The sequence below is a fragment of the Pseudoduganella albidiflava genome (genome assembly GCF_004322755.1).
Lineage (GTDB): Bacteria > Pseudomonadota > Gammaproteobacteria > Burkholderiales > Burkholderiaceae_D > Rugamonas > Rugamonas albidiflava.
On the sequence record NZ_CP036401.1, the window covers coordinates 697514 to 718431 of the forward strand.

The window sequence follows — 20918 nt, forward strand, 5'->3', positions numbered from 1 at the left end:
GGTGATTAAGTCCAATGCGGTTCAGACAAGCCCACCCCAAGTGCAAGACCCGGGGTCAGACCCGCCGGGTCTGACCCCAGCAGTCAGATTTTGGGGTGAACGCAGATGTGTCGATAGTCCGACGGAGTGCCGCCACGCTTCCCTAAGTCTGGGCGAGCTGCTTCAGCGCTTCCGGCTTGACGATGATCAGCCGGTGCGAACCCTTCTTGATGATGCCCTGCTGGACCAGCGTCAGCAGGGTGCGCGTGACGGTTTCGCGGCTCGTGTTGATCATGTTGGCGATGTCCTGGTGGGTCGGCATGTTCTTCACCACCTCGACGTCTTCGCCTTCCTTTTCCTTGATGAGATCGATGAACGAATAAATCCGCTTGGCCGTGTTGTGGATGCTGAGCAGGGCGCGGAATTGCGAGTCGCGCTGGACTTTCTCGGCCAGGAACTTGAGCATCTGCATCGCCACGGAAGGGGAGTGGGAGAACAGGTGCAGCGCGGTATTGCGCGGCAGCAGGGCTACCAGCACGGGCGTCAGGGCCACCACGGATGCCGAGCGTACGGAACCGTTGATGACGGCGATCTCGCCGAAGAACTCGCCGGGCGACAGCAGCCGCAGCCCGATCGCGCGGCCATCCTCGGTGATGTCGATGACCTGCAACTGGCCCGACAGCAGGAACAGCAAGGTATCTCCCACGCCGCCTTTTTGCAGCACCACGTCGCGCCGCGCGTACTGGCGAATGCGCAGGTCGGCGCGCACGCGCGCCATTTCCTCGTCGTTCAAGTCCTTCAGCAGCGGGATCTGGCGCAGGTGGATCTGCAGGTTGAACTGGCCATTGGCATCCGGCTCATCCGCGGCGGCGGGATCGTCCGGCTTGTTGGTCCGTTCGACGATGCGTTTTTTCTTTGGTTCGTTCATGGCAATCACTATAAAGAATCTGGTCAGCCGTGCGGCAACAGCGCAAGGCAGGCGCCCGCGCACAGCACGCCGCCCAGGTTGGCGGCCATGTCGCGCCAGCAGAAACGCCGCCCCGGCACCAGGTTCTGCAACACTTCGATCACCCAGCTGGCCGCCAGCACCGCCAGCAGTACCAGGATGATGTGCAGCGGCGTCGAGACCAGGCGCCCGCCCAGCAGGGCCATGCTGCCGAATGCCGTGAAGTGCAACAGTTTATCGTTGGGCAAGGCCCGCAGCCACGCGAACGGCAACAGGCAACCCAGTGGAATGGCAATCATGCCAAGCAAGAAAAGCACTAACTCCCAGCGCACCGTCAGAATCCGTTCCAGCGCCAGTAGAGTTGCACGGCATTGCTATCATATTGGAACAATGTAATGTTCTCCTTGTTGTCGACGTGGCGCAGTTCCAGCACCGCGCTCTGCCTCGCGTCCAGCCGGTACACCAGCGCGAGCCGCGCCTGGCGGGTGCTCTGCCGGCGCGCGATGTCGATCAGGTCCGGCGCATACACCCGGGCGCTGTTCCAGTCCTGCCGGGTCAGCCCCGCTTCGGTGCCGAACCGGTCGTTGTGCTGGTATTGCCATTGCAGGCTGCCATACCAGCCATGCCGGTCGCCGCCGAGCCGGTCCGCCCGGCCGTGCTCGATCAAGCCGCCGGCGGCCAGCTGCACCACGTTGGCCTTGCCGCGGTAGGCCAGCTGCGCGCCCAGTTCGCCCGTGTTGGCGTCGAAATTGCGGCGCGTCACATACTGGGTGCGGCCGAACGAGCCCGTCAGCGTGAATTCGGTCTGCCAGGGCAGGCGCAGCGGCGGTATCACCCGCCCCTGCACCTGGAACTGGCGCTGGTACAGCGAGCCGCCCAGGCTGAGGAAGCTGGTGCTGAGCGTGGCATCGCCATTCCAGTTGCCGATGCGAAAGCCCTTGTCCACGCCCAGCAGCAAGCCCATCGTGTTCTGCTCGCTGACATCGCGATGGTGGCGGAAGCGCACATGGGCGAACGCCACGGCACCACTCCGGTCGAGTTCGCGGGAATAGCCGAAGGTGCCCTGCACGAAACTGTCGGGCTTGGGCAGGAACTCGTCGGTCAGTGGCTTCTCTTCCTGGTTCTCGCCGCTGCCGATCACCAGGATCGGGTTGCTGGCACCCTGGTTGACGTTGTCATCGTATCCCGCGCTGAGCGACAGGTTGCGGTAGCTGCGCGCTTCCCACGGCTTGCAGCCGGTGCGGCGGTGGTTCTCGATGATTTCCAGGATGCCGGGCGATGGCATGAAGCGCACCTCGATCTCGCGGAACAGCCGTTCCGCGTCGGCCGTGCGCCCCATCGTGCAGTGGTTGATGGCCAGCTCAAGCCAGGCTCCCGCGTGCAGCGGTTCCAGCTTGATCAGTTCCTCGAAGGCCTTGGCAGCCTCTTCGTGGCGCCCCTGGGTCATCAGTTCCACGGCGCGCAGGTAGCGGGCCTCGATCTCGTCGGTCGCACTGTCGCCGGCACGTGCGCTACCCGCCGCGAGCAGCAGCAGGACGATGCCCGCCAGCAGGCGCCGGACCGGTCCGTTCCAGCGCAACCGTTTATGGAACCGTTTATGCAACCGTTTGTACAACCTCATGCGGCCGGCTCCAGGGTATACAGCTGCACGGCCTTTTCCTTGCCGCGCAAGCGCGTTTCGCCCAGCGACAGGAAACGGTGGCGCCGGGCCCGCTGGACGGTGCCTTCGCCGATGATCACGTCATGCGGCCAGTCGCGGGCAGCCTGCTCCAGGCGCGCCGCGGTATTCACGCTGTCGCCCACCGCCGTGTAGATGCTGCGCAGCGAACTGCCGTAGTCGCCCGCCATGGCCGGGCCGCTTTCGATGCCGATGCGTACCCGCAGCGGCGGATGGCCCTGCTTCATGCGGGCCTGGGACAGCCGCGCCACTTCACGCAGGATGTCGCGCGCCGCATCGAGTGCCAGGTCGGCATGCGCCGCGTTGGGCAGGGGCGCGCCCCAGAATGCCACCAGGCCGTCGCCGGTGTACTTGTCCAGCGTGCCGTGGTGGCCGATGACCGGGCGGGTCAGGCAATCGAGGAAATCGCTGGTCAGGCGCGCCGCTTCCTCGACCGGCAGGCTTTCCACCTGGCTGGTATAGCCTTCCATGTCGGCGATCAGCGTGGTGACTTCGCATTGGCGCGGCGCCAGCGGATCCTTGAGGTTGCTGCGGAGCAGCTCCGTCACCACCGAGGTTGCCACGTACTGGCGCAAGGTGCCCAGCAGGCGCCGCGAGTTCTGCTGGGCCAGCTGCCAGTGGAACGGCACCGAAACGGCCAGCAGGAACAGGATCGAGAACAGCGGTGCCGCCGGCGCGAAGTCGGGGTCGTGCGGCACGATCGCATACGCCAGTGCCAGCCACAGCACGGCCATCGCCGCCAGCAGCAGCACATTGTAGGCGGCGGCCAGGCGCGGGAAGGTATAGGCGCCGGCCACCGCCACGGCGATGCAGAACAGGGTGGCGATCACGGCGCCCGGCCACGTGGCCGGCGCCAGGCCATCGCGGCGGTCGAGCAGGCCGGTGAGGATGGAGGCGTGGACCAGCAGGCCGGCGAACGAGGCGCCCATCGGCGTGGCGATGCGGTCGCCCACGGACAGGGCCGACGAGCCGACCAGGACCAGTTTGCCGCGCACCGTGGCTTCGTCGATGCGGCCCTGCAGCAGGTCGTCCGCCACCACCCGGTGGTAAGCCTGGGGCGTGCGGGTGAACGGCACCCGCATCAGCGGCTCCGTGGCCGGCGCGCCGCCGCCGCAGCAGTGCATCAGCGCCAGGGCCAGGCTGGGGTAATTGCGCCCTTCGAACCAGGCGGTCATCGGCACGCGGCGCAGCACGCCGTCGGGATCGGGCGTGACGCCGATATTGCCGGCATGGCGGGCACCGGCCAGGCCGGCGTGGTTGGCCAGGTAGCCGGTGGCCGCGATCGCGCCCGGAACGCGGGGGCCGGGACGCCCGCCGGCCAGCACGCCGGAGCGCAGCGGTTCGCGCGCGGCGTTGTAGTCGAACAGCTGGGCCAGTACGAGCGGCGCGTGCTGCGCCAGCATGGCCATGCGCAGGTCTCCCTCGGCGTCGCCCGGCTTGAGCATCACGATGTCGAGCGCCACGCCGCTGGCGCCCAGCTCGAACAGGCGTTCGACCAGTTCGGCCATGCGGGTGCGCTGCCACGGCCAGGGATGGCGTTCCAGCGTCTCTTCGTCGATATCGACCACCACCATCCGCTGTTCGGGGCTGTCGCTGGCGCGCAACTGGACTATGCGGTCGCGCAGCAGCTCATCGGCAACGCTGGCCGGCGACGCGCTGCCCGCTCCCTGCAGCAGTACCGTCAGGAGGACGGCACACGCCGGGATGCCAATACCCAGCAGAGTCGCGGAAGAGAAGAGTGCGCGCAGCGCCGGATGCTGGTTCATCAAAAATCACTGACGGGCGTGGGCGCCAGGAGCGCTGGGGGGAGATTGAAAGTGGGGCATCATATCGCAAAATATTCTTGGATGCACTAATTTGGCCCGCCGGCCATGGGCCGGTCCGCGATGGTGCACGGCAGTTGGATACTTTGTAACAGCGTATTACCATGTGATGCATATCACACTCATTCTACCTCCCGCTGGCGGAAAATGCGGCTTGAGGAGAAATCTATGTTACGAGCATTATTGTTAACTGTCGGCTTGTCGAGCATCTCGCTGTTGCCTGCGCTGGCGTTCGGCGCCCAGGCGGGCAAGGTCGTCTTCGTCACCGGCGCGGCGCAGCTGGCCGACAAGGCCGTCACCGTGGAGCAGGCGGTGGAAGAAGGCGACGAGATCAGCACCGGCGCCGATGGCTACGTCTATGTGAAGACCGTCGACGAGGGTTTCCTGATCCTGCGCCCCAACAGCAAGGCGCGCGTGGTGGCTTACCAGATCGACGAAGCCAATCCGGCCAATACCCGCGTCAAGCTGGAATTGCTGCAGGGCGTGGCGCGCAGCATTTCGGGCAAGGGGGTCAAGCGGGCCCGTAATAATTTCCGCCTCAATACGCCGGTCGCCGCCATCGGCGTGCGCGGTACCGATTTCATTGTCTATACCAACCAGCAGACTTCCTGGGTATCCGTGGTGTCCGGCGGCGTGGTGATGAGCGGCTTCAGCGGCACTTGCGGTCCGGAAGGCGGCGGCCCCTGCGAAGGCGTGACCAGCCGCGAACTGTTCGGCGGCCGTGCCGATACGATGCTGCAGATCCAGCGCGGCCAGTCCGTGCCGCAATTGCTGCAGGGAGGAACCGTTGCACCGGAGTTGAGCACGCCGCCGCGTAACGACGAACCTGTCGGCAAGGTCGCCATCAACCAGGCCAAGGTGAATCCCGCCGTGCTGGAAGTGATCAACCTGGAACCGGTCAACGTCAAGCCTATCACCGACATGAAGTCGACCAACAATGTTTCGCCCGATCCGGGTACCGGTGGCGGAACCAATGTGCCGGCGCTGCCGAGTTTCCCCCAGGATCCACCCCTCGTGGTGGTCGAGCCCGAGCCGGCTCCGCTGGTGAAATCGGAAGTGATGTGGGGGCGCTGGCAGCCGGCGGCCGGCAATGGCATCTCGCGCGAGCAGGTGGCCAGGATCAATGCGGAAGGCACCAAGGTGCAGGTGCTGCTGGGCCCGTACCTGATTGCCCGGCCGGACAATTCGGCCTTCGTGCTGCCGCGCGAGGGCACGGCCGGATTCGCGCTGACCGGCGGCGAAGCCGTGCTGGCCGCGAAAGGCGGCACGTTCCAGCCTGCGAAGGTCGAGAATGGCAGCTTGAATATCGACTTTGCAAAAAGGACATATACAACGGCGATTTCCGTTGTAAATGCCCAGGGGCAAGCGAATCTTTCTTCGTATGGCGACATTACCAAGACGGGCACGATGGTCAATTCATTCATGTCGCCGGGCATGACGGTGCGCGGAGTGCTTGGCGGTACCAACGCCAACGAGGCGGTTTATTCGTTCAAGACGCCGGATGATGCCGACGTTCGTGCGCAAGGCATCACGACCTGGAACAAGAAGCGCTGAGGCCATCGCCGGCCCTGCCGGCAAGGCATTACAGCCGTCCGGAATGCCCCGCCAAGCGGGGCATTTTTTTTGCGCGCAGGAATTGAACGACGGGCTTCCCGAGCAATGGCTTGCAGCGATAGGGCGGCGCTGTGCGGCTGCGGGCATGGGCGTGAGCCAACTGGCCATGTACTGGACGATGCAGCCTGATGTGCCACGCCATGGCCGCGAAATTACGGCGACAGCAGTGATGACCAGGCCGACGCACCACGGCAGGCATGAAAAAAACACCCGCCAGACGCTCCGCATACCGTGTCGGTGTTGCTGTCACGCTAATAATGCACAGCCGCCATGGTTGAATTATTTAATCTTTGTAACACAAACCCAACACGATTCAACAACTCGCATATAATCTCGCGCGCCTCCTTATTCAAGCGTGGTGATGCGAATGCGCAAACAAAAGTTTGATCAAAGTCTCGACCTTCATCGAGAAATATTGTGAAAAGCTCGAACTTTGTGATGGTCGTCACAACGCCGGGGTGAGGTTGTGGCAATATACTCCAAGTTCCGCTGATGGCCCCGGGCAAGTCCCGGTTCAGAACGCAGGAAACCTGGTTAAATTTTGTTTACCTTTAAAAGGAAGAATCATGGCTGTTGCCGATTACTACCCGCTCGTACAAACCCTCTACGTATCGTACTTCGGCCGTCCTGCTGACCCGATCGGCCTGGACAACTTCTCCAAGCAACTGGAAGCCCTGGGCGCGCCGACCACGCTGGCAGAACTGAACGTTGCGGCACGTGACAACGCAGGTATCAAAGCCCTGGTCAACACCTTCAGCGGCTCGCAAGAGTCGGCCGACCTGTACGGCACGGGCTCGACCCTGTCGTTCGTTCGCGCAATCTATGAAAACCTGCTGAACCGTGCTCCTGACACGGACGGCCTGAAGTTCTGGGTCAACGCAATCGAAGGCGGCGGCCTGAGCCGCGCTGACGCATCGCTGGCCATCGCTGACGCAACCGCAAGCAACACCACCGACCAGGGCAAGGCTGACGCCGCTCTGATCAAGGCTAAAGTCGCTGTCGCCGGCGCCTTCACCACCTCGATCGACACCGCCGACGAATTCGAAGCCTACCAGGGCGCCGCAGCGATCGAAGCTGCCCGTGACCTGATGGCAACGGTGACCGGCGCGTCGACCCCGGCCAACACCCAGACCCAGATCAACACCGTGCTGGAACAGCTGGTTGAAGGCACCGACGGCGGCAACACGTCGTTCACGCTGACCGACGGCATCGACAAGGTCTCCGGCAACGCACAAGACAACGTGTTCGCGGCACCGGTCGTGCAGAACCAGAACGGTGAACTGGTCAACACGCTGGAAACCGGCGACTCGATCCAGGGCGGCGCAGGCGTGGACACGCTGAACGCAGTGCTGACCAACCCGCAAGGTACGGACGGTGGCGTTGGCCAGGCTCCGGCAATCTCCGCGATCACCAACGGCGTTGAAGTCGTGAACTTCCGTTCGCAGTACTTCACCGAAGGCGGCGTGAACGGCTCCAACATCGACGCTGAACTGATGGCTGGCGTGACCCAGTACTGGTCCGACAACAGCCGTACCGGCCTGCAGATCGAAGACGTGCGCCAACTGCCGGAAGAACTGACCTTCGGCATGCGCCAGACCGACCCGGCCGCTGGCCTGAACGTGTACTTCGACCCGGCACAACTGGCCGACGGCCGCAGCAGCGCCGGCGATTCGACCCTGACGCTGACCCTGGTGGACAACGCCAACCCGACCGCTCAACTGGCCAACTTCCCGGTCAACGGCGTGGTCTTCAAGCTGGGTGGCGTGCAGTTCACGGTGACGTCCGAAGCCATCGGCAACGCCAAGACCTACGTTGAATTCGAAGCCGCTCTGGAAGCAGCCCTGACCGCCAACGCCGCTCTGGCTGGCGTGACCGCCGCAGTGAACGCCAACAACACCATCACGCTGACCGACGCGCAAGGCCGCTCGTTCGAAGCCGTGGGCTACACCTGGGTGGACAACATTGTTCCTTCGGGCGGTAACCTGGCATGGAACCAGCAAGTCGGCGCAGCAGTGCAAACCGACCTGCCGATCGAAACCGACGTGGTGCTGGATGCCGTGGGCCGTACCGCCCAGGGTGGCTCGCTGGATATCGGCTCGATGGCTGATGGCGGCGTGGCAACCTTCAACGTGTCCGTCGACCGCAGCAGCTGGCTGACCGCCGCTGAATCGCGCGAAGATTTCGGCGCCGGCGACCGTCACCTGGAAACCGTCAACCTGACCAGCATCGGCGCCAAGGGCAACCTGGCTGTCGGTAGCGACACGGATCGTCTGGACGAGCGCGTCGTCGCCGGCCTGACCGATGTGCGTCAAGTGCTGAACAAGGGCTTCGAAGGCAAGCTGAACATCGGCGTGGTCCTGACCGGCGAAAGCGTCGATCGCTACCTGGCCGCTGCTTCGGGCGAAGTGCAGTTCACCTACGAAGGTGGTGCTGGCGCCGACAACTACACGATCGTTGTTGACGATGCCCTGTCGGAAGATTCCGACTTCGCACTGGATGCCAAGCTGGGCGCCGGCGACGACCGCCTGAACATCTCCGTGGAAACGGCAAGCAACGTCGTCGTTGACGGCGGCACGGGCAGCAACACCATCGCTGTTGCACGCAGCCATGGCACCAACGCTCAGAACACCTTCGAAGGCTTCACCAACTTCGCCACGTACGAAGTCGAAGCCACGACGAACACCGAACATGACTTCACCAGCATGGTCGGCGTGACGCGCGCTGTCGTTGCTACCGAAGGCGTGGTCAACACGGTCTTCACCGATCTGGAAACGGCTGCCGCTGTGGAAATCTCGGGCAAGAACCAGACCCGTCAAGCTCTGCAGAGCAACGCAGACCAGGCCTTCGGCGAAGTGCACGTGCTGGGCGCCGAAGGTGCCGCACTGACCGTGACCCTGTCGAACACCGCACGTTCGACCGGCGAACTGACGGTCAACCGCCTGCTGGTCGATGCAGCTGCCGCCAACAACCTGAGCGCTGTCCGCACGCTGAACATCGTGTCGAACGGTGCCCGTGACACGGCCAACTTCATCGGCGACGTCGATGCGAAACTGGTCAACACGTTCAACCTGACCGGCACGCAGAACCTGACGCTGGCCATCACCGACGCTGCCAACTTCGACGCGTCGAACGTCAACAGCATCGGTGACCTGGTGGTGACGGGTGCCGCCCTGACCGGCGACCTGGACCTGTCGCTGGCTTCCGGCCTGGTGACCGCAGTTGACCTGACCGGCGGCGAAACCGTGACCCTGACCGGCACGGCTGGCACGGCTGACCGCGTGACCTTCACCGGCGGCGCTCTGGACACCAGCGAAAACACCGGCATCTCGGCATTCGAAACCGTGCGTTTCGTGACGGCTGACGGCGAGTTCGACGCAACCAATGTTTCCGGTGTCACGCTGTACGACATCGAAAGCACGACCGGCGATCTGGAACTGATCGAGCTGAACGGCCAAGAGCCGATCCGCATCAACACCGACGTGCAGGGCGACGTTGCTGGCGACAACCTGACGTTCTCCGCTGAAGGCGAATCGTCGGCCAACAGCCTGAACCTGCAGTTCCGTGACCTGGATACCGCTGTCGACACCGACGTGGACACCGCGTTCGGCGTCGCCGAAATCCGCGTGCAGAACTACCGCACGATCTCGCTGGACCTGGGCAGCGCTGGTACCGTGGACGAAGCCTACACCTTCGACTTCGACCTGCTGGACCAGGACGGCCGTCAGCGTGAAGATGGCGCGTACGAAGCCGATTCCGTGTACGCTCGTTCCCTGGTTGTCACCGGCGGTGGCGATCAAGGCGCAGCAGGCGATGCCGGTGGTGTTGACAGCGTGGACCTGGGTACCGTGACCAACGTGCTGAGCGACATCAACTTCGGTGGCTTCGTTGGCCGCGTAACGGCAGCCCTGGACGTCATCGACGTGGCCCTGGCTGACAGCGTGGACCGCAACACCATCGTGACGGTCAACGGCTACGGTCTGGACTTCACCGAAACGACCGCTGGTACCGACAGCCACATCACGACGTTCAAGTTCACGGTCGACGCAGTTGCCGACACCGAAGACTGGATCATCACCGGCTTCGACGCCTTCGGCGTGACCGATCTGCAGACCCTGTCGATCCTGGACCTGTCGGCTCTGGGCGTGGAAGGCCTGGCCGATCTGAACATCGCTGATGACGGCGCCGGCAACACCGTGGTGACCTCGAACGACAATCTGGACTTCCAGATCATCCTGAACGCCGTGGCTCCAGCCGATCTGTCGAACGAAAACTTCCGCTTCGCTTAAGTTGTAGCGTAAAACCAGGGAACTCCGGTTCCCTGCAAAGGCTGTGCCCCCGGGCGCAGCCTTTTTTCATTTGCAGGACAACAACTCGAGGAGCCACCATGTTCAAGGAACTCAAAGCACTGGACCGTATCCAGCACCGCGCGCTGCGCCTGGCGCCGGACCAGCCCTATCATTTTGCCGCCGGCCTGATGGTATGTCCCATCATGGCTGGCGAAGTGGCCCAGGTAGCCCGCGATTACCCGATCGTGTTCAGCCGGTCCGCCAACGGCTTGCCGATGGCCCTGCTCGGCGTACGGCAGGACGTGAACGCCTATGTCACGCCCGACGGCGTGTGGACCGCGCGCTACATCCCCGTCCATGTGCGCCGCTATCCGTTCATGCTGTCCGACAGTGCCACGCCGGGAGGCGAGGGCGGCGAACGGGCCTTTACCGTGATGTTCGACAGCGCGGCACCGCACCTGGCCGGGCTGGCAGGGGCGCCGCTGTTCAATCCGGCCGGCGAACCAACCGCGCTGCTGCAAGGCGTGCAGAAACTGCTGATGACGCTGCAGCGCGACACGGTGGCCACGGAAAAGCTCGTCCAGCAGATCGATGCGGCCGGCCTGCTGGTCGAGCGCTCGCTGAAGGGCCAGCCCAAGAACGGCAAGCCGTTCGCGCTGGAAGGCCTGCGGATGGTCGATACGCAAAAGCTGGCGGAATGCGCACCTGAAACCTTGCAGGAACTGGTGAAATCAGGTGCAATGCGACTGGTGTATGCCCACTTATTGTCGATGGTCAACTTGCAGGATGGTCCCCTGATGCAGTCGAACGATCGCAAGCCGGCGGCCGCGCAAGCCCCTGCGGAGCAGGCCGCGGCGCAAATGGGTGATACGATCAGCTTTGCCGGCCTGCGCTGACCCGGCCTTTCGCACGCAGCGGCAGCAATGCCGCGCGTGACCTGGCCCGCATCGTGCAGCCCGCATCGTGCAGCCTGCATCGTGCAGCCCACGCCGTGCAGCCACCCGTACCGCCTTCGCGGTACCGACTGCATCCACACCGATGGGGCCGGTTCCAATGACCTTCTTCCTTACCGACAAACAACGGCTTGCATGTCGGTAGCGACGATATCCCCGAAAATTTGTGATACAGGTCACATTTTTTACATGTTTTAAGCGATAATGTGCGATCTGTAAAACCGCGGCAATATTGCTTGTCGCTTACAAGCCAGTCTTTCGTCGCATCGTCCCCACGCCAATGAAAATCAAACTACCCAGTGCCAAGAACGAGATCGAACGGGTCCTTGCGCAATTCAAGTCCACCTTCTTCACCGTCGGCACCTTCAGCGCCATCAGCAACCTGCTGATGCTGGTCCCGTCCATCTACATGTTGCAGGTCTACGACCGCGTGCTGTCGAGCCGCAACGAAATCACGCTGCTGATGCTGACCTTGCTGATGCTGGGTGCGTTCGCACTGGTGGCCGGCCTGGAAATCGTGCGCAGCTTCGTGCTGATCCGCGTGGGCGCGAAGTTCGACATGACGCTGAACAAGCGTGTCTACACGGCCTCGTTCGAACAGAACCTGCGCCGCTCGGGCGGCAATCCCTCCCAGGCCCTGATGGACCTGACCACGCTGCGCCAGTTCCTCACCGGTAATGCGCTGTTTGCCTTCTTCGACGCGCCGTGGTTCCCCATCTACCTGATCGTGATCTTCCTGTTCGACTGGCAGCTGGGCCTGTTCGCGCTGTGCGGTACCGCCATCCTGATCACGCTGGCCTACGTGAACGAACGCGTCACTCGCAAGCCGCTGGAAGAAGCCGGCACCACGTCGATCGCCGCCAACAACCTGGCCTCGAACAACCTGCGCAATGCCGAAGTCATCGAATCGATGGGCATGCTGCCGAGCCTGATGGACCGCTGGTTCAAGCTGCATGGCAAGTTCCTGATGCTGCAGGCCGACGCCAGCCAGAAGGCCGGCGTCATCGGCTCGATCACCAAGTTCTTCCAGTCGTCGCTGCAGTCGCTGATCCTCGGCATGGGCGCGCTGCTCGTGCTGGAAAACCACATCACGCCCGGCATGATGATCGCCGCGTCGATCCTGGTGGGCCGCGCGCTGGCGCCGGTGCAGCAGGTGATCGGCGTGTGGAAGAGCTGGAGCAGCACCCGCAGCGCGTACACCCGCCTGTTGAAGCTGCTGGAAGACAATCCGGAACGCCCGGCCGGCATGCCGCTGCCCAAGCCGGCGGGCAGCGTGACGGTCGAAGCGGTGACCGCCGCGCCGCCGGGTTCGCAGGTTGCGGTGATCAAGAACCTGTCGTTCGCCATCATGGCCGGCGACGTGGTGGGCATCATCGGCGCCAGCGGCTCCGGCAAGTCGACCCTGGCGCGCCTGCTGGTGGGCGTGTGGCCTGCCGCCATGGGCAAGGTTCGCCTCGATGGCGCCGACATCTACACCTGGAACAAGGGTGAGCTGGGCCCGCATATCGGCTACCTGCCGCAGGACGTGGAACTGTTCGGCGGCACCGTCAGCGACAATATCGCCCGCTTCGGCGAAGTCGACCCGGCCAAGGTGGTGGAAGCGGCCAAGCGCGCCGGTGTCCACGACATGATCCTGCACCTGCCGAAAGGCTACGATACCGTGCTGGGCGAAGCCGGCGCCGGTTTGTCCGGCGGCCAGCGCCAGCGGCTGGGCCTGGCACGTGCGATGTATGGCGACCCGTCGCTGATCGTGCTCGATGAACCCAACTCGAACCTGGACGACGTGGGCGAAGCGGCCCTGGTGACGGCCATCAACGACCTGCGGCAGCACGGCAAGACCATCGTGCTGGTCACCCACCGCACCAGCGTGCTGAGCGTGACGAACAAGCTGCTGCTGCTGCGCGACGGCATGGCCCAGTCGTTCGGCCCGACCAGCCAGGTCATCGCCTCGCTGAACGAGGCGAACCAGAAGCAGGCGGCGCAGAACCGCCTGGCGGCGGCTCCGGCGCAACCGACAACCTCTACCGTTTGAACAGCATGAAACTCATTACCAAGAACGCGAGCGACGTCGTCGCTCATGATGTGACTCCGCTCGAGGTGGATACCGACGCGCGCTCGTTCAGCCGGATCGGCTGGCTGGTCGTGCTGATCGGCTTCGGCGGCTTTTTGCTGTGGGCGATCTTCGCGCCCCTGGACCGGGGCGTGCCGATGTCCGGCTACGTCGCCAAGGAATCGAACCGCAAGGCGGTGCAGCACCTGACCGGCGGCGTCGTGCAGGAAATCCTCGTCAAGGACGGCGACGTGGTCAAGGAAGGGCAGGTGCTGGTGCGCATGAACGAAGTGCAGGTCAAGTCCCAGGCCGAAACCACGCGTACGCAGTACTACGCGGCGCGCGCCGCCGAGGCACGCCTGCTTGCCGAGCGCGACGGCGCCAAGTCCATCACCTACCCGAAAGACCTGCTCGACAACGCCAGCGATCTGCGCGCCGCGACCAACATGGAAGTGCAGCGGCAGCTGTTCACCTCCCGCCAGGGCAGCCTGAACAGTGAGCTGAGCGCCATCGAGGAAACCATCCGCGGCCTGCAGGCGCAGGTCAACGGCCTGCAGGAAGCACGCAAGAGCAAGAAAGCCCAGCTCGCGTCGATCCAGGAACAGCTGGTGGGCATGCGCGACCTGGCCAAGGAAGGCTTCGTGGCGCGCAATCGCTTGCTGGAACTGGAGCGCATGTACATCCAGGTCGGCGGCCAGATTTCCGAAGACGACGGCAACATCGGCCGCTACCAGAGCCAGATCATGGAATACCGCCTGCGCGCCATCCAGCGCCGCCAGGACTACCAGAAGGAAGTGCGCACCGAACTGTCGAACATCCAGCGCGAAGCCGATGCGCAGGGCGCCCGCCTGGCGGCCAACGACTACGAGCTGCGCAATGTCGAGGTGAAGGCGCCGGTCAGCGGCATCGTCGTCAACCTCGCCGTGTTCACCGAAGGCGGCGTGGTGGCCTCGGGTTTCCGCATGATGGATATCGTGCCGAGCGGCGACGCCATGGTGGTGGAAGGGCAGCTGCCGGTCAACCTGGTCGACAAGGTGCATGCCGGCCTGCCGGTGGAGCTGATCTTCTCCGCGTTCAACACCACCAAGACGCCGCATCTCCCTGGCGAAGTGATCAACGTGTCGGCTGACCGCACCGTCGATGAACACACCGGCCAGCCGTACTACAAGGTGCGCGCCAAGGTCACGCCGGAAGGCCAGAAGCTGATCGCCGAGAAAAAGCTGGTGGTCCAGCCGGGCATGCCGGTGGACCTGTTCGTGAAGACGGGCGAGCGCTCGATGATGAGCTACCTGCTCAAGCCGCTGACGGACCGTGCCAAGTTGTCGATGAGCGAGGAATGATGAGCGTGAGCCGAATCTTTCATTCGAAACTGAACCTGAAACTGCTGGCCGGCGCCGCGCTGCTGGCCTGTGCCGGTGGCGCCCATGCGCTGTCGTTCCAGGATGCCTACGATGCCGCGTTGCGCAACGATCCCACTTACCGGGTGGCCTTCTACGAGAACGAGTCCGGCAAGGAAAACCGCGTGCTGGGCCGTTCGGCCCTGCTGCCGTCGGTGTCCGCCAACTCGTCGGTGAACCGCAACTTGCTGGACCGCACGATCCGCCAGCCGAACGGGCGCGAAACCACCGACAACCCGCGCTACCTCAGCAAGTCCCATTCGATCTCGCTGCGCCAGCCGCTGATCAACATGGATGGCCTGGCCCGCTACAAGCAGGGCAAGGCGCAGTCCGAGATGAGCGAGGCGATCTTCGACGTGCGCACCGGCGAAGTGGCGATCCGCGTGGCCGGCGCCTATTTCGATGCGCTGCTGGCGCGCGACCAGCTGCGCCTGGCCAAGGCCCAGCGCGACATGTATGCCGAACAGAGCACCGTCAACCGCCGCATGTTCCAGGCCGGCCAGGGGACCCGCACGGACATGCTGGAAACCCAGGCGCGCCTGGACGTGGCGCAGGCCGCCGTGCTGGAGGCCGAAGACCAGGTCACGATCATGCGCAATACGCTCGAAGAGATCGTTGGCACGGAGGTGGGCAACCTCGACGAACTGAACGCGGACTTCCGCTTCCTGCCGCTGAGCCCCGCCACCTACGAGGACTGGAAGGCCATCGCCTTGCAGAACAATGCCGACGTCAAGGCGGGCAAGCTGGCCACCGAGGTATCGCGCCAGGAAATCAACAAGGCGCGCGCCGGCCACCTGCCGCGCCTCGACCTGGTGGCTTCCTACAGCAAGGCCGATTCGGAAACCATCAACACGCTGAACCAGGACACCAACAACAAGGCGATCGGCGTGCAGCTGACCGTGCCACTGTATTCCGGCGGCGCCGTGTCCGCGCAGGGCCGCCAGGCGGTGGCGGGCTTCGAGCGCGCCAAGGCCGACCTCGAAGTGCGCACCGACAAGGTGCTGGTGGAACTGCGCAAGGCGCACAGCCAGGTCGTCAGCAGCGTCACGCGCATCGAAGCGCTGAACAACGCCGTCAGCTCGGGGCATGCGCTGCTCAACGCCACCACGCAAAGCATCAAGGGCGGCGAACGCATCAACCTCGACCTGCTGACCGCCCAGCAGCAGCTGACCACCTCGCAGCGCGACCTGGCCCAGGCGCGCTACACCTACCTGCTGGCCACGCTGCGCCTGCGCAATGCGGCGGGCGTGCTGAGCCGGTCCGATATCGAGCAGGTGGCGGGGTTCTTCCGCAAGCAGCAGTAAGCTCGCCGGGAATACCCGATCTGAAAACAAAATGCCGGCGCAATGCCGGCATTTTTTTCGAAAGGCGGACAGTACCCGCCTCGAATTGCCCGCTTACTGCCCTTCCGGCGACCGCTCCAGGAACGCCTGCAGCTCCGCTGGCGTGCCCAGCACGTGCACCGTGGCCGGATCGAGGTCGGCGATCGAGATGCGCCCGCCGTCGCGCAGCAACTGCTTGTAGAGAGGCGCGACATAGCGTTCGCCCCGCACCAGGTTGGCCGGATCGGCAAAGAAGCGCTCGTAGGCGCTGGCATAGTCGGCCGCGCGGGCGAACCAGTACAGGCCGATCGAGGCGAAGTCCGAGATGCGCTCCTTCTCGGCCAGGTCGGTGGCCCAGCCATCCTCGCCGAGCCGCACGAAGCTCCAGTGATCGCCCGGCACCTGGAAGCAGGGTACCCAGCCATCCGATCCCGGGCGGATATCGGCCGGCGCCAGCGCGCGCGGTTCCACATAGGTGTCGATGTTGTAGATCAGCAGCGGCGCATCGGCCTGCCACAGGGCGCGCGACAGCCAGGCGCTGGTGGCCTGGCCATCCGTCACCGCGTCGAGTTCCAGCACATGCACGTCCGCCAGGCCCAGGGCCGCGCAGCGTTCGCGCACGTAGGCGCCCGAATCGTTCTCCTTCAGGCAGACGAAGATCAGCCGCGCCGGCTGTTCCAGGAACTGCTGGAGCGACAGCATCGACCAGTCGAACAGGCTGCGCCCGTGCGCCATGATCTCGTATTTCGGCACCGTGTAGCCGGCGTCGTAGAAGCGCGAGCCGCGGCCCGCCATCGTGATGACAATGTTCTGCATCGGTACCGGCCTCACTCGTGGCCCAGCAACTGGTGGATTTCCTGCTCGGACAGGCGCAGGAATTCATCGGGACGGACGGCCCGGTCGTCGATGTAGAACCCCTTGGTGCGCGGCCAGGGCTTGCCGAACAGGATTTCGTCGTACGGCACGTCCCAGCGGGCCAGCCAGTCGAGCAGCACGGGGGCGGTGTGCTTGTTGATCAGGCCCAGGTTATGGTTGTGCGTCTTCATGTTGCGCGACGTGTACAGCATGATGCGGTAGCCCCGTTGCTGGTATTCGCGCAGCTTGGCCAGCATGTCGGCCCGCGGCACCAGGTCCGCATAGGATTGATCGGCCGTCTTGATGTCGCAAAGGGTGCCGTCGATGTCGACCACCAGCATCGCGTCATCGTGGGAAATTTCAGTCGTCATGTTCCACCTCGTTCAGGATCGCGTGCGCCTTCAGCAGGAAGGCCAGCACTTTATTCGGTACATCGATATGCAGCGGCAGCATGGACAGGAACAGCGAAGCCTCGCCCAGCCGCACGATGCGCGGGTCGTAGCCCTGCGTGCGCAAGTGGCGGGTGAAGAGCGGCTTCAGCGCGGTCTGGCCGCCCAGGTTGAGGTGCAGGCGCAACGCGTTGTCGTCCGTGAAGCCGACCCGGTACTGGCTGTTGTTGATGAAATCATAGTCGCCCAGCACGCTGTGCGAGATCTTGCACAGGTCATACATCGGGTGGGTCCACAACTCGCCGGCGCTGAGCGCGCCCTTCGGGTCGATCAGCTTCATCAGGTAGCGCTGCTGGTCGTACAGCACGTTGGAGAAGCACGGGTCGCCGTGGCCGATGGCCATGTGGTCGCACTGGAACTGGCGCTCATGCTTGCGGTACAGCCGCAGGTAGCGTTCCAGCTGGCGTTCCAGCGCCAGCTCCGGCGTGCCCGCGGCGGCCAGCGCGTCGATGCGGCGGCCTTCCGGCATGGCGAGGAATTGCCTGGCGCGCTGCTCCACCTTATCGACGAACAGGCTGCGCGCGGCCTGCGCCGACTCGGCGGCGGAACAGGGCTGGCGCGGCCGGCTGGCGATGAAGAACAGCAGCCGTTCCACGAAGGCCTGGAAGCTTTCCGCGTCGAAGGCATCATGTACCCACTGCAGGGCCACGTCGGCCAGGTAGTAGCGCATCATCCGGTACGAGGCGCGGCCGTTGCCTTCCTCGTAGCCGAAGGGCTGGATCAACCAGGGCCGCATCTCTTCCGGCACCAGCGAATGGAACAGGTACTCGGCCTTCATCTTGGCCTGGTCGGTCGAGCTCTTGGTATAGAAATACGTGTCGATATCGACCTGGTTGAAGTGGCGCGCGGCCGTCGCGCCGGTGGTCAGCGACAGGAAGCCGCGCATGGTCGAGATGTCCAGCGGCTGCAGCGATTGCACGCGTTGCGCGTCGCGCCAGCCCTGTTCCCAGCCATGCACGGGGCCGGCCGCGAACGCCGGCCAGTATTCCAGCAACTGGTGCGCGTGGCGCAGGAACAGCAGCAGCGGCTTGTAGGGCCGGTCGGTGAAATCCTCTTCCGCGTAGGGCAGCCGTTCGACCAGCATGGCCAGGCGGTCCGGGTCGGGAAAGCCGGCCCGGCCGGCGATCACGCACACGGCGCATTCGTCGTCGCTGGCTTCCAGCCGGGCGCGCAGGGCGGGCAGGTCGCCATCGTCGCGCAGGTGCACCAGCGCGTGGCGCGCCCACGCGGGCAGGGCGGCACGGAAGTGATCCGCCAGCGGCTGGCGGCGCACGATGATGTCGCCGTAGTGGCGGCACCCGACCAGCGAAAGCAGTTCGCCATCGGTCAGTTCGCGGTCATCGAGAACAATCAGTAAATTCGGCAGCAGATTCGGCGGCAAAGTCGGGGAAGGGGAGGGCATGTCAGCCTTTCATCGATTTCAGGCGGCTGGCGAGGATCACGGCACCCGCGAAGATCACGGTCAGCAACACCAGCGCCAGCGACTGGTACAGGCCGAATTCGCTCAAGTCCTTGCCCGGCAGGGAGGCCAGCAGGCCGGAGGCGAAGATGGCACCGAACGCTTCGTCGCCCGAGGCGACACCATTGTTCATCCCATCGATGACGCGGATGAACAGGGCCAGGGCACCGATCTCCAGCAGCCAGATCAGCGCGGACAGCAGCAGGAAGGCGGTGATGCGGCCATCCAGGCAGCGGTAGATATCCATTTCCATCTGCCGCACCGCGTGGCTGATGCGCAGCAGCTGCAAGCCGTGGCGGCTGTGGCTGACCAGCACCAGGTGGCGGTTCAGGTAGACGAAGGTCTTGGCCACCGCGAACAGCACGAACAGCGCGGCCAACCCGACCACCAGGAACAGCACGAAGACCGTGCGCATGGTGTCGGGCACGTTCACATCGAACAGGTACATGCCGAGGATGACGGTGCTGAGCACGGCGATGTCGCCGAAGCGTTCGGCCGCCCACAGCGCCAGCGCCTTGCGCTTGCGGCGGTATACGAAGGCCAGCGCGGCCAGGCGCAGCAGCTCGCCCGCCTTGAACGGCAGGAAGCTGCTGGGGAAGGCCGTCAGCGCGTGCGCCGCCGCCAGCTCGAAGGCCTGGTCGCGTTCTTCCAGCGACAGCAGGGCCAGCCGCAGCATGCGGAACAGGTGCGAAGCCATGTACAGCGCGGTCACCGCCGTCAGCACCGCCAGCTCGGTGCGGGCCACGGCTTCCGACAGCGCATCGGCGCGCAGCAGGAGCCAGCCGGCCACCAGCGTGGCCAGCAGCGCCAGGTAGATGCGCACCGCGCGTGTCATTGCCGCGCTGGGTCCTGCTGTACTTCTTGCCGCGCCGGATCCTGTTGTCCTTCTTGCCGATAGACGATCTGGCCGCTGTAGCGCTCGAACGGCCTGGCGCGCAGCGGTTCACGCAGGAACGCGCCGCGGCGCACCATGAAGCCGCCCAGCAGCGACAGGACCTTGAACGCCTGGCGGAACAGCCGCACGTTCGATACCTGGTCTTCCTCGCGCCAGCTGATCGGGAAGAAGCGCACCCGCTGGCCCGCATGGTAACTGCCCAGCAGCATCACGTAGTTGAAGGTGAGGTCGTCAGGGAAGGTCTTGTAATAGAAATCCTGGAAGGCCGCGAGCCGGTACATGTTCAGCCCCGAACCCAGGTCGTAGATGCGGCGCCCGGCCACCGCCGAGAACAGCAGGTTGTAGACGCGGTTGCCCAGCGTGCGCACGAAGGAATAGCCGATCAGCCGGCTGCCCGGCATGAAGCGCGCGCCCATCAGGCAATCGACTTCGCGGTGGCTGCCCCGTTCCAGCTCGGGCACCAGGTCGCGGATATCGGCCTGGTCGTCGCCATGCAGCACCACCAGGTAATCGAAGCCCTGCTCGATGGCGTAGCGGAAGGCGGCCTTGTGCGAACCGCCCAGGCCGTAGTTGTCGTCGTTGCGCCAGCCGATGAAGCGCAGCGACGGCAGCCGCGCGCGGGCGTGCCCGATGGCCGCGTCGAGGGTATTGTCCGGCGAACGGTTGTCGACGACGATCACGGTATCGACCCAGCGCCGTACGCTGTCGTCGAACTGGTCCAGTACGCGCGTGACCTGGCTGGCGCAGCGGTAGGCGGGAATGAAAACGAGGATTCGCTGGTCGGCCATATCATCGCGGGCGCATCGAGCGCGTCAGGAATTTCATGAAAAGGAAGTTGGTTATCAGGTTCAGGGGGGTGACCAGGATCTTGGCGGCCAGTCCGCCGGCACTGCGCAGCGCCACGGGCAGGTCGGTCGTTGCCAGCATGCCGGCCAGTGCGCCCGCCACCGCCTGGAGCAGTTGCGAGTAAGCCATGATCGACACCAGCTGGTAGGTCCAGTACATGGCCAGCGCCTGGCGCGACCCGCTGCGGTAGAACACCGTCTTCAGCGAGGTGAACCAGACGAACGTGACGCCGACGTACGACGACACGACATTGGCCGCGAACGGCGACATCCCGAAGCCCTGCGACAGCAGGGCAAAAGTGGCGAAGTCGCACAGCCAGCCGAGGCCGGACAGCACCAGGAAACGCAGGAACTGGTTCATCGCGCG

At 64.5% G+C, this 20918-nt stretch carries 16 protein-coding genes; 6 read left to right on the top strand and 10 right to left on the bottom strand.

From position 1 onward, the window contains the following. Positions 1 to 142: 142 nt before the first annotated feature. Genes EYF70_RS03035 through EYF70_RS31890 form a run of 4 tightly spaced genes read right to left on the bottom strand, consistent with a single transcriptional unit; the run spans position 143 to position 4369 of the window. Complete coding sequence (locus tag EYF70_RS03035; protein ID WP_131144080.1) at positions 143 to 907, bottom strand: Crp/Fnr family transcriptional regulator; 765 nt, start codon at positions 905 to 907, stop codon at positions 143 to 145. A 23-nt stretch (positions 908 to 930) separates the two neighbouring features. After that, positions 931 to 1224: a VanZ family protein gene (locus EYF70_RS03040; RefSeq protein ID WP_131144081.1), complete on the bottom strand. Its 294-nt coding sequence runs from the start codon at positions 1222 to 1224 to the stop codon at positions 931 to 933. A 35-nt stretch (positions 1225 to 1259) separates the two neighbouring features. Further along, positions 1260 to 2546, bottom strand: a complete 1287-nt coding sequence (locus tag EYF70_RS03045) for a tetratricopeptide repeat protein (protein WP_131144082.1) — start codon at positions 2544 to 2546, stop codon at positions 1260 to 1262. Then, a complete protein-coding gene (locus tag EYF70_RS31890) occupies positions 2543 to 4369 on the bottom strand; it encodes a CHASE2 domain-containing protein (protein WP_131144083.1) in 1827 nt (608 codons plus the stop codon). Before EYF70_RS31890 ends, EYF70_RS03045 begins: the two co-directional genes overlap by 4 nt. Positions 4370 to 4594: 225 nt before the next feature. Here EYF70_RS31890 and EYF70_RS03055 point away from each other — a divergent pair, with 225 nt between their 5' ends. The 6 genes from EYF70_RS03055 (at position 4595) to EYF70_RS03080 (ending at position 16030) form a co-directional block, all read left to right on the top strand. After that, positions 4595 to 5980, top strand: a complete 1386-nt coding sequence (locus EYF70_RS03055) for a FecR family protein (RefSeq protein ID WP_165497566.1) — start codon at positions 4595 to 4597, stop codon at positions 5978 to 5980. A gap of 626 nt (positions 5981 to 6606) precedes the next feature. Next, positions 6607 to 10326, top strand: coding sequence for a beta strand repeat-containing protein (locus EYF70_RS03060; protein WP_131144085.1), 3720 nt, complete (start codon positions 6607 to 6609; stop codon positions 10324 to 10326). 98 nt (positions 10327 to 10424) lie between these two features. Next, on the top strand, positions 10425 to 11222 hold the full coding sequence (locus EYF70_RS03065) for a SapC family protein (protein WP_131144086.1): 798 nt from the start codon (positions 10425 to 10427) through the stop codon (positions 11220 to 11222). 337 nt (positions 11223 to 11559) lie between these two features. Further along, positions 11560 to 13311, top strand: coding sequence for a type I secretion system permease/ATPase (locus EYF70_RS03070; RefSeq protein ID WP_131144087.1), 1752 nt, complete (start codon positions 11560 to 11562; stop codon positions 13309 to 13311). Between the two features lie 5 nt (positions 13312 to 13316). Beyond that, positions 13317 to 14669 (top strand): HlyD family type I secretion periplasmic adaptor subunit, encoded by a 1353-nt coding sequence (locus EYF70_RS03075; RefSeq protein WP_131144088.1) that lies wholly within the window; start codon positions 13317 to 13319, stop codon positions 14667 to 14669. Positions 14670 to 14674: 5 nt separating this feature from the next. After that, positions 14675 to 16030: a TolC family outer membrane protein gene (locus EYF70_RS03080; RefSeq protein ID WP_229420682.1), complete on the top strand. Its 1356-nt coding sequence runs from the start codon at positions 14675 to 14677 to the stop codon at positions 16028 to 16030. A 93-nt stretch (positions 16031 to 16123) separates the two neighbouring features. On the opposite strand, the gene EYF70_RS03085 is transcribed toward EYF70_RS03080, so the two are convergent. The 6 genes from EYF70_RS03085 to EYF70_RS03110 are packed head-to-tail and all read right to left on the bottom strand — an operon-like array spanning position 16124 to position 20912. Continuing rightward, positions 16124 to 16864, bottom strand: coding sequence for a glycosyltransferase family 2 protein (locus EYF70_RS03085; protein ID WP_131144089.1), 741 nt, complete (start codon positions 16862 to 16864; stop codon positions 16124 to 16126). Between the two features lie 11 nt (positions 16865 to 16875). Continuing rightward, complete coding sequence (locus tag EYF70_RS03090) at positions 16876 to 17274, bottom strand: HAD family hydrolase (RefSeq protein ID WP_218943751.1); 399 nt, start codon at positions 17272 to 17274, stop codon at positions 16876 to 16878. Then, positions 17264 to 18754, bottom strand: coding sequence for a hypothetical protein (locus EYF70_RS03095; protein WP_131144090.1), 1491 nt, complete (start codon positions 18752 to 18754; stop codon positions 17264 to 17266). Before EYF70_RS03095 ends, EYF70_RS03090 begins: the two co-directional genes overlap by 11 nt. Before the next feature lies 1 nt (position 18755). After that, positions 18756 to 19646 (bottom strand): lysylphosphatidylglycerol synthase domain-containing protein, encoded by an 891-nt coding sequence (locus EYF70_RS03100; protein WP_131144091.1) that lies wholly within the window; start codon positions 19644 to 19646, stop codon positions 18756 to 18758. After that, a complete protein-coding gene (locus EYF70_RS03105) occupies positions 19643 to 20494 on the bottom strand; it encodes a glycosyltransferase family 2 protein (protein WP_131144092.1) in 852 nt (283 codons plus the stop codon). The genes EYF70_RS03100 and EYF70_RS03105 overlap by 4 nt, the downstream gene beginning before the upstream one ends. Position 20495: 1 nt before the next feature. Beyond that, the gene (locus tag EYF70_RS03110; protein ID WP_165497567.1) at positions 20496 to 20912 is read right to left on the bottom strand and encodes a GtrA family protein; all 417 of its coding nucleotides are present in this window, start codon (positions 20910 to 20912) and stop codon (positions 20496 to 20498) included. Positions 20913 to 20918: the final 6 nt, after the last annotated feature.

Coding starts and splice junctions, on each gene's coding strand:
- EYF70_RS03065 (WP_131144086.1), top strand. CDS start 10,425: ATGTTCAAGGAACTCAAAGCACTGGACCGTATCCAGCACCGCGCGCTG.
- EYF70_RS03110 (WP_165497567.1), bottom strand. CDS start 20,912: ATGAACCAGTTCCTGCGTTTCCTGGTGCTGTCCGGCCTCGGCTGGCTG.
- EYF70_RS03095 (WP_131144090.1), bottom strand. CDS start 18,754: ATGCCCTCCCCTTCCCCGACTTTGCCGCCGAATCTGCTGCCGAATTTA.
- EYF70_RS03040 (WP_131144081.1), bottom strand. CDS start 1,224: ATGATTGCCATTCCACTGGGTTGCCTGTTGCCGTTCGCGTGGCTGCGG.
- EYF70_RS03035 (WP_131144080.1), bottom strand. CDS start 907: ATGAACGAACCAAAGAAAAAACGCATCGTCGAACGGACCAACAAGCCG.
- EYF70_RS03055 (WP_165497566.1), top strand. CDS start 4,595: ATGTTACGAGCATTATTGTTAACTGTCGGCTTGTCGAGCATCTCGCTG.
- EYF70_RS03070 (WP_131144087.1), top strand. CDS start 11,560: ATGAAAATCAAACTACCCAGTGCCAAGAACGAGATCGAACGGGTCCTT.
- EYF70_RS03075 (WP_131144088.1), top strand. CDS start 13,317: ATGAAACTCATTACCAAGAACGCGAGCGACGTCGTCGCTCATGATGTG.
- EYF70_RS03085 (WP_131144089.1), bottom strand. CDS start 16,864: ATGCAGAACATTGTCATCACGATGGCGGGCCGCGGCTCGCGCTTCTAC.
- EYF70_RS03100 (WP_131144091.1), bottom strand. CDS start 19,646: ATGACACGCGCGGTGCGCATCTACCTGGCGCTGCTGGCCACGCTGGTG.
- EYF70_RS03060 (WP_131144085.1), top strand. CDS start 6,607: ATGGCTGTTGCCGATTACTACCCGCTCGTACAAACCCTCTACGTATCG.
- EYF70_RS03105 (WP_131144092.1), bottom strand. CDS start 20,494: ATGGCCGACCAGCGAATCCTCGTTTTCATTCCCGCCTACCGCTGCGCC.
- EYF70_RS31890 (WP_131144083.1), bottom strand. CDS start 4,369: ATGAACCAGCATCCGGCGCTGCGCGCACTCTTCTCTTCCGCGACTCTG.
- EYF70_RS03045 (WP_131144082.1), bottom strand. CDS start 2,546: ATGAGGTTGTACAAACGGTTGCATAAACGGTTCCATAAACGGTTGCGC.
- EYF70_RS03090 (WP_218943751.1), bottom strand. CDS start 17,274: ATGACGACTGAAATTTCCCACGATGACGCGATGCTGGTGGTCGACATC.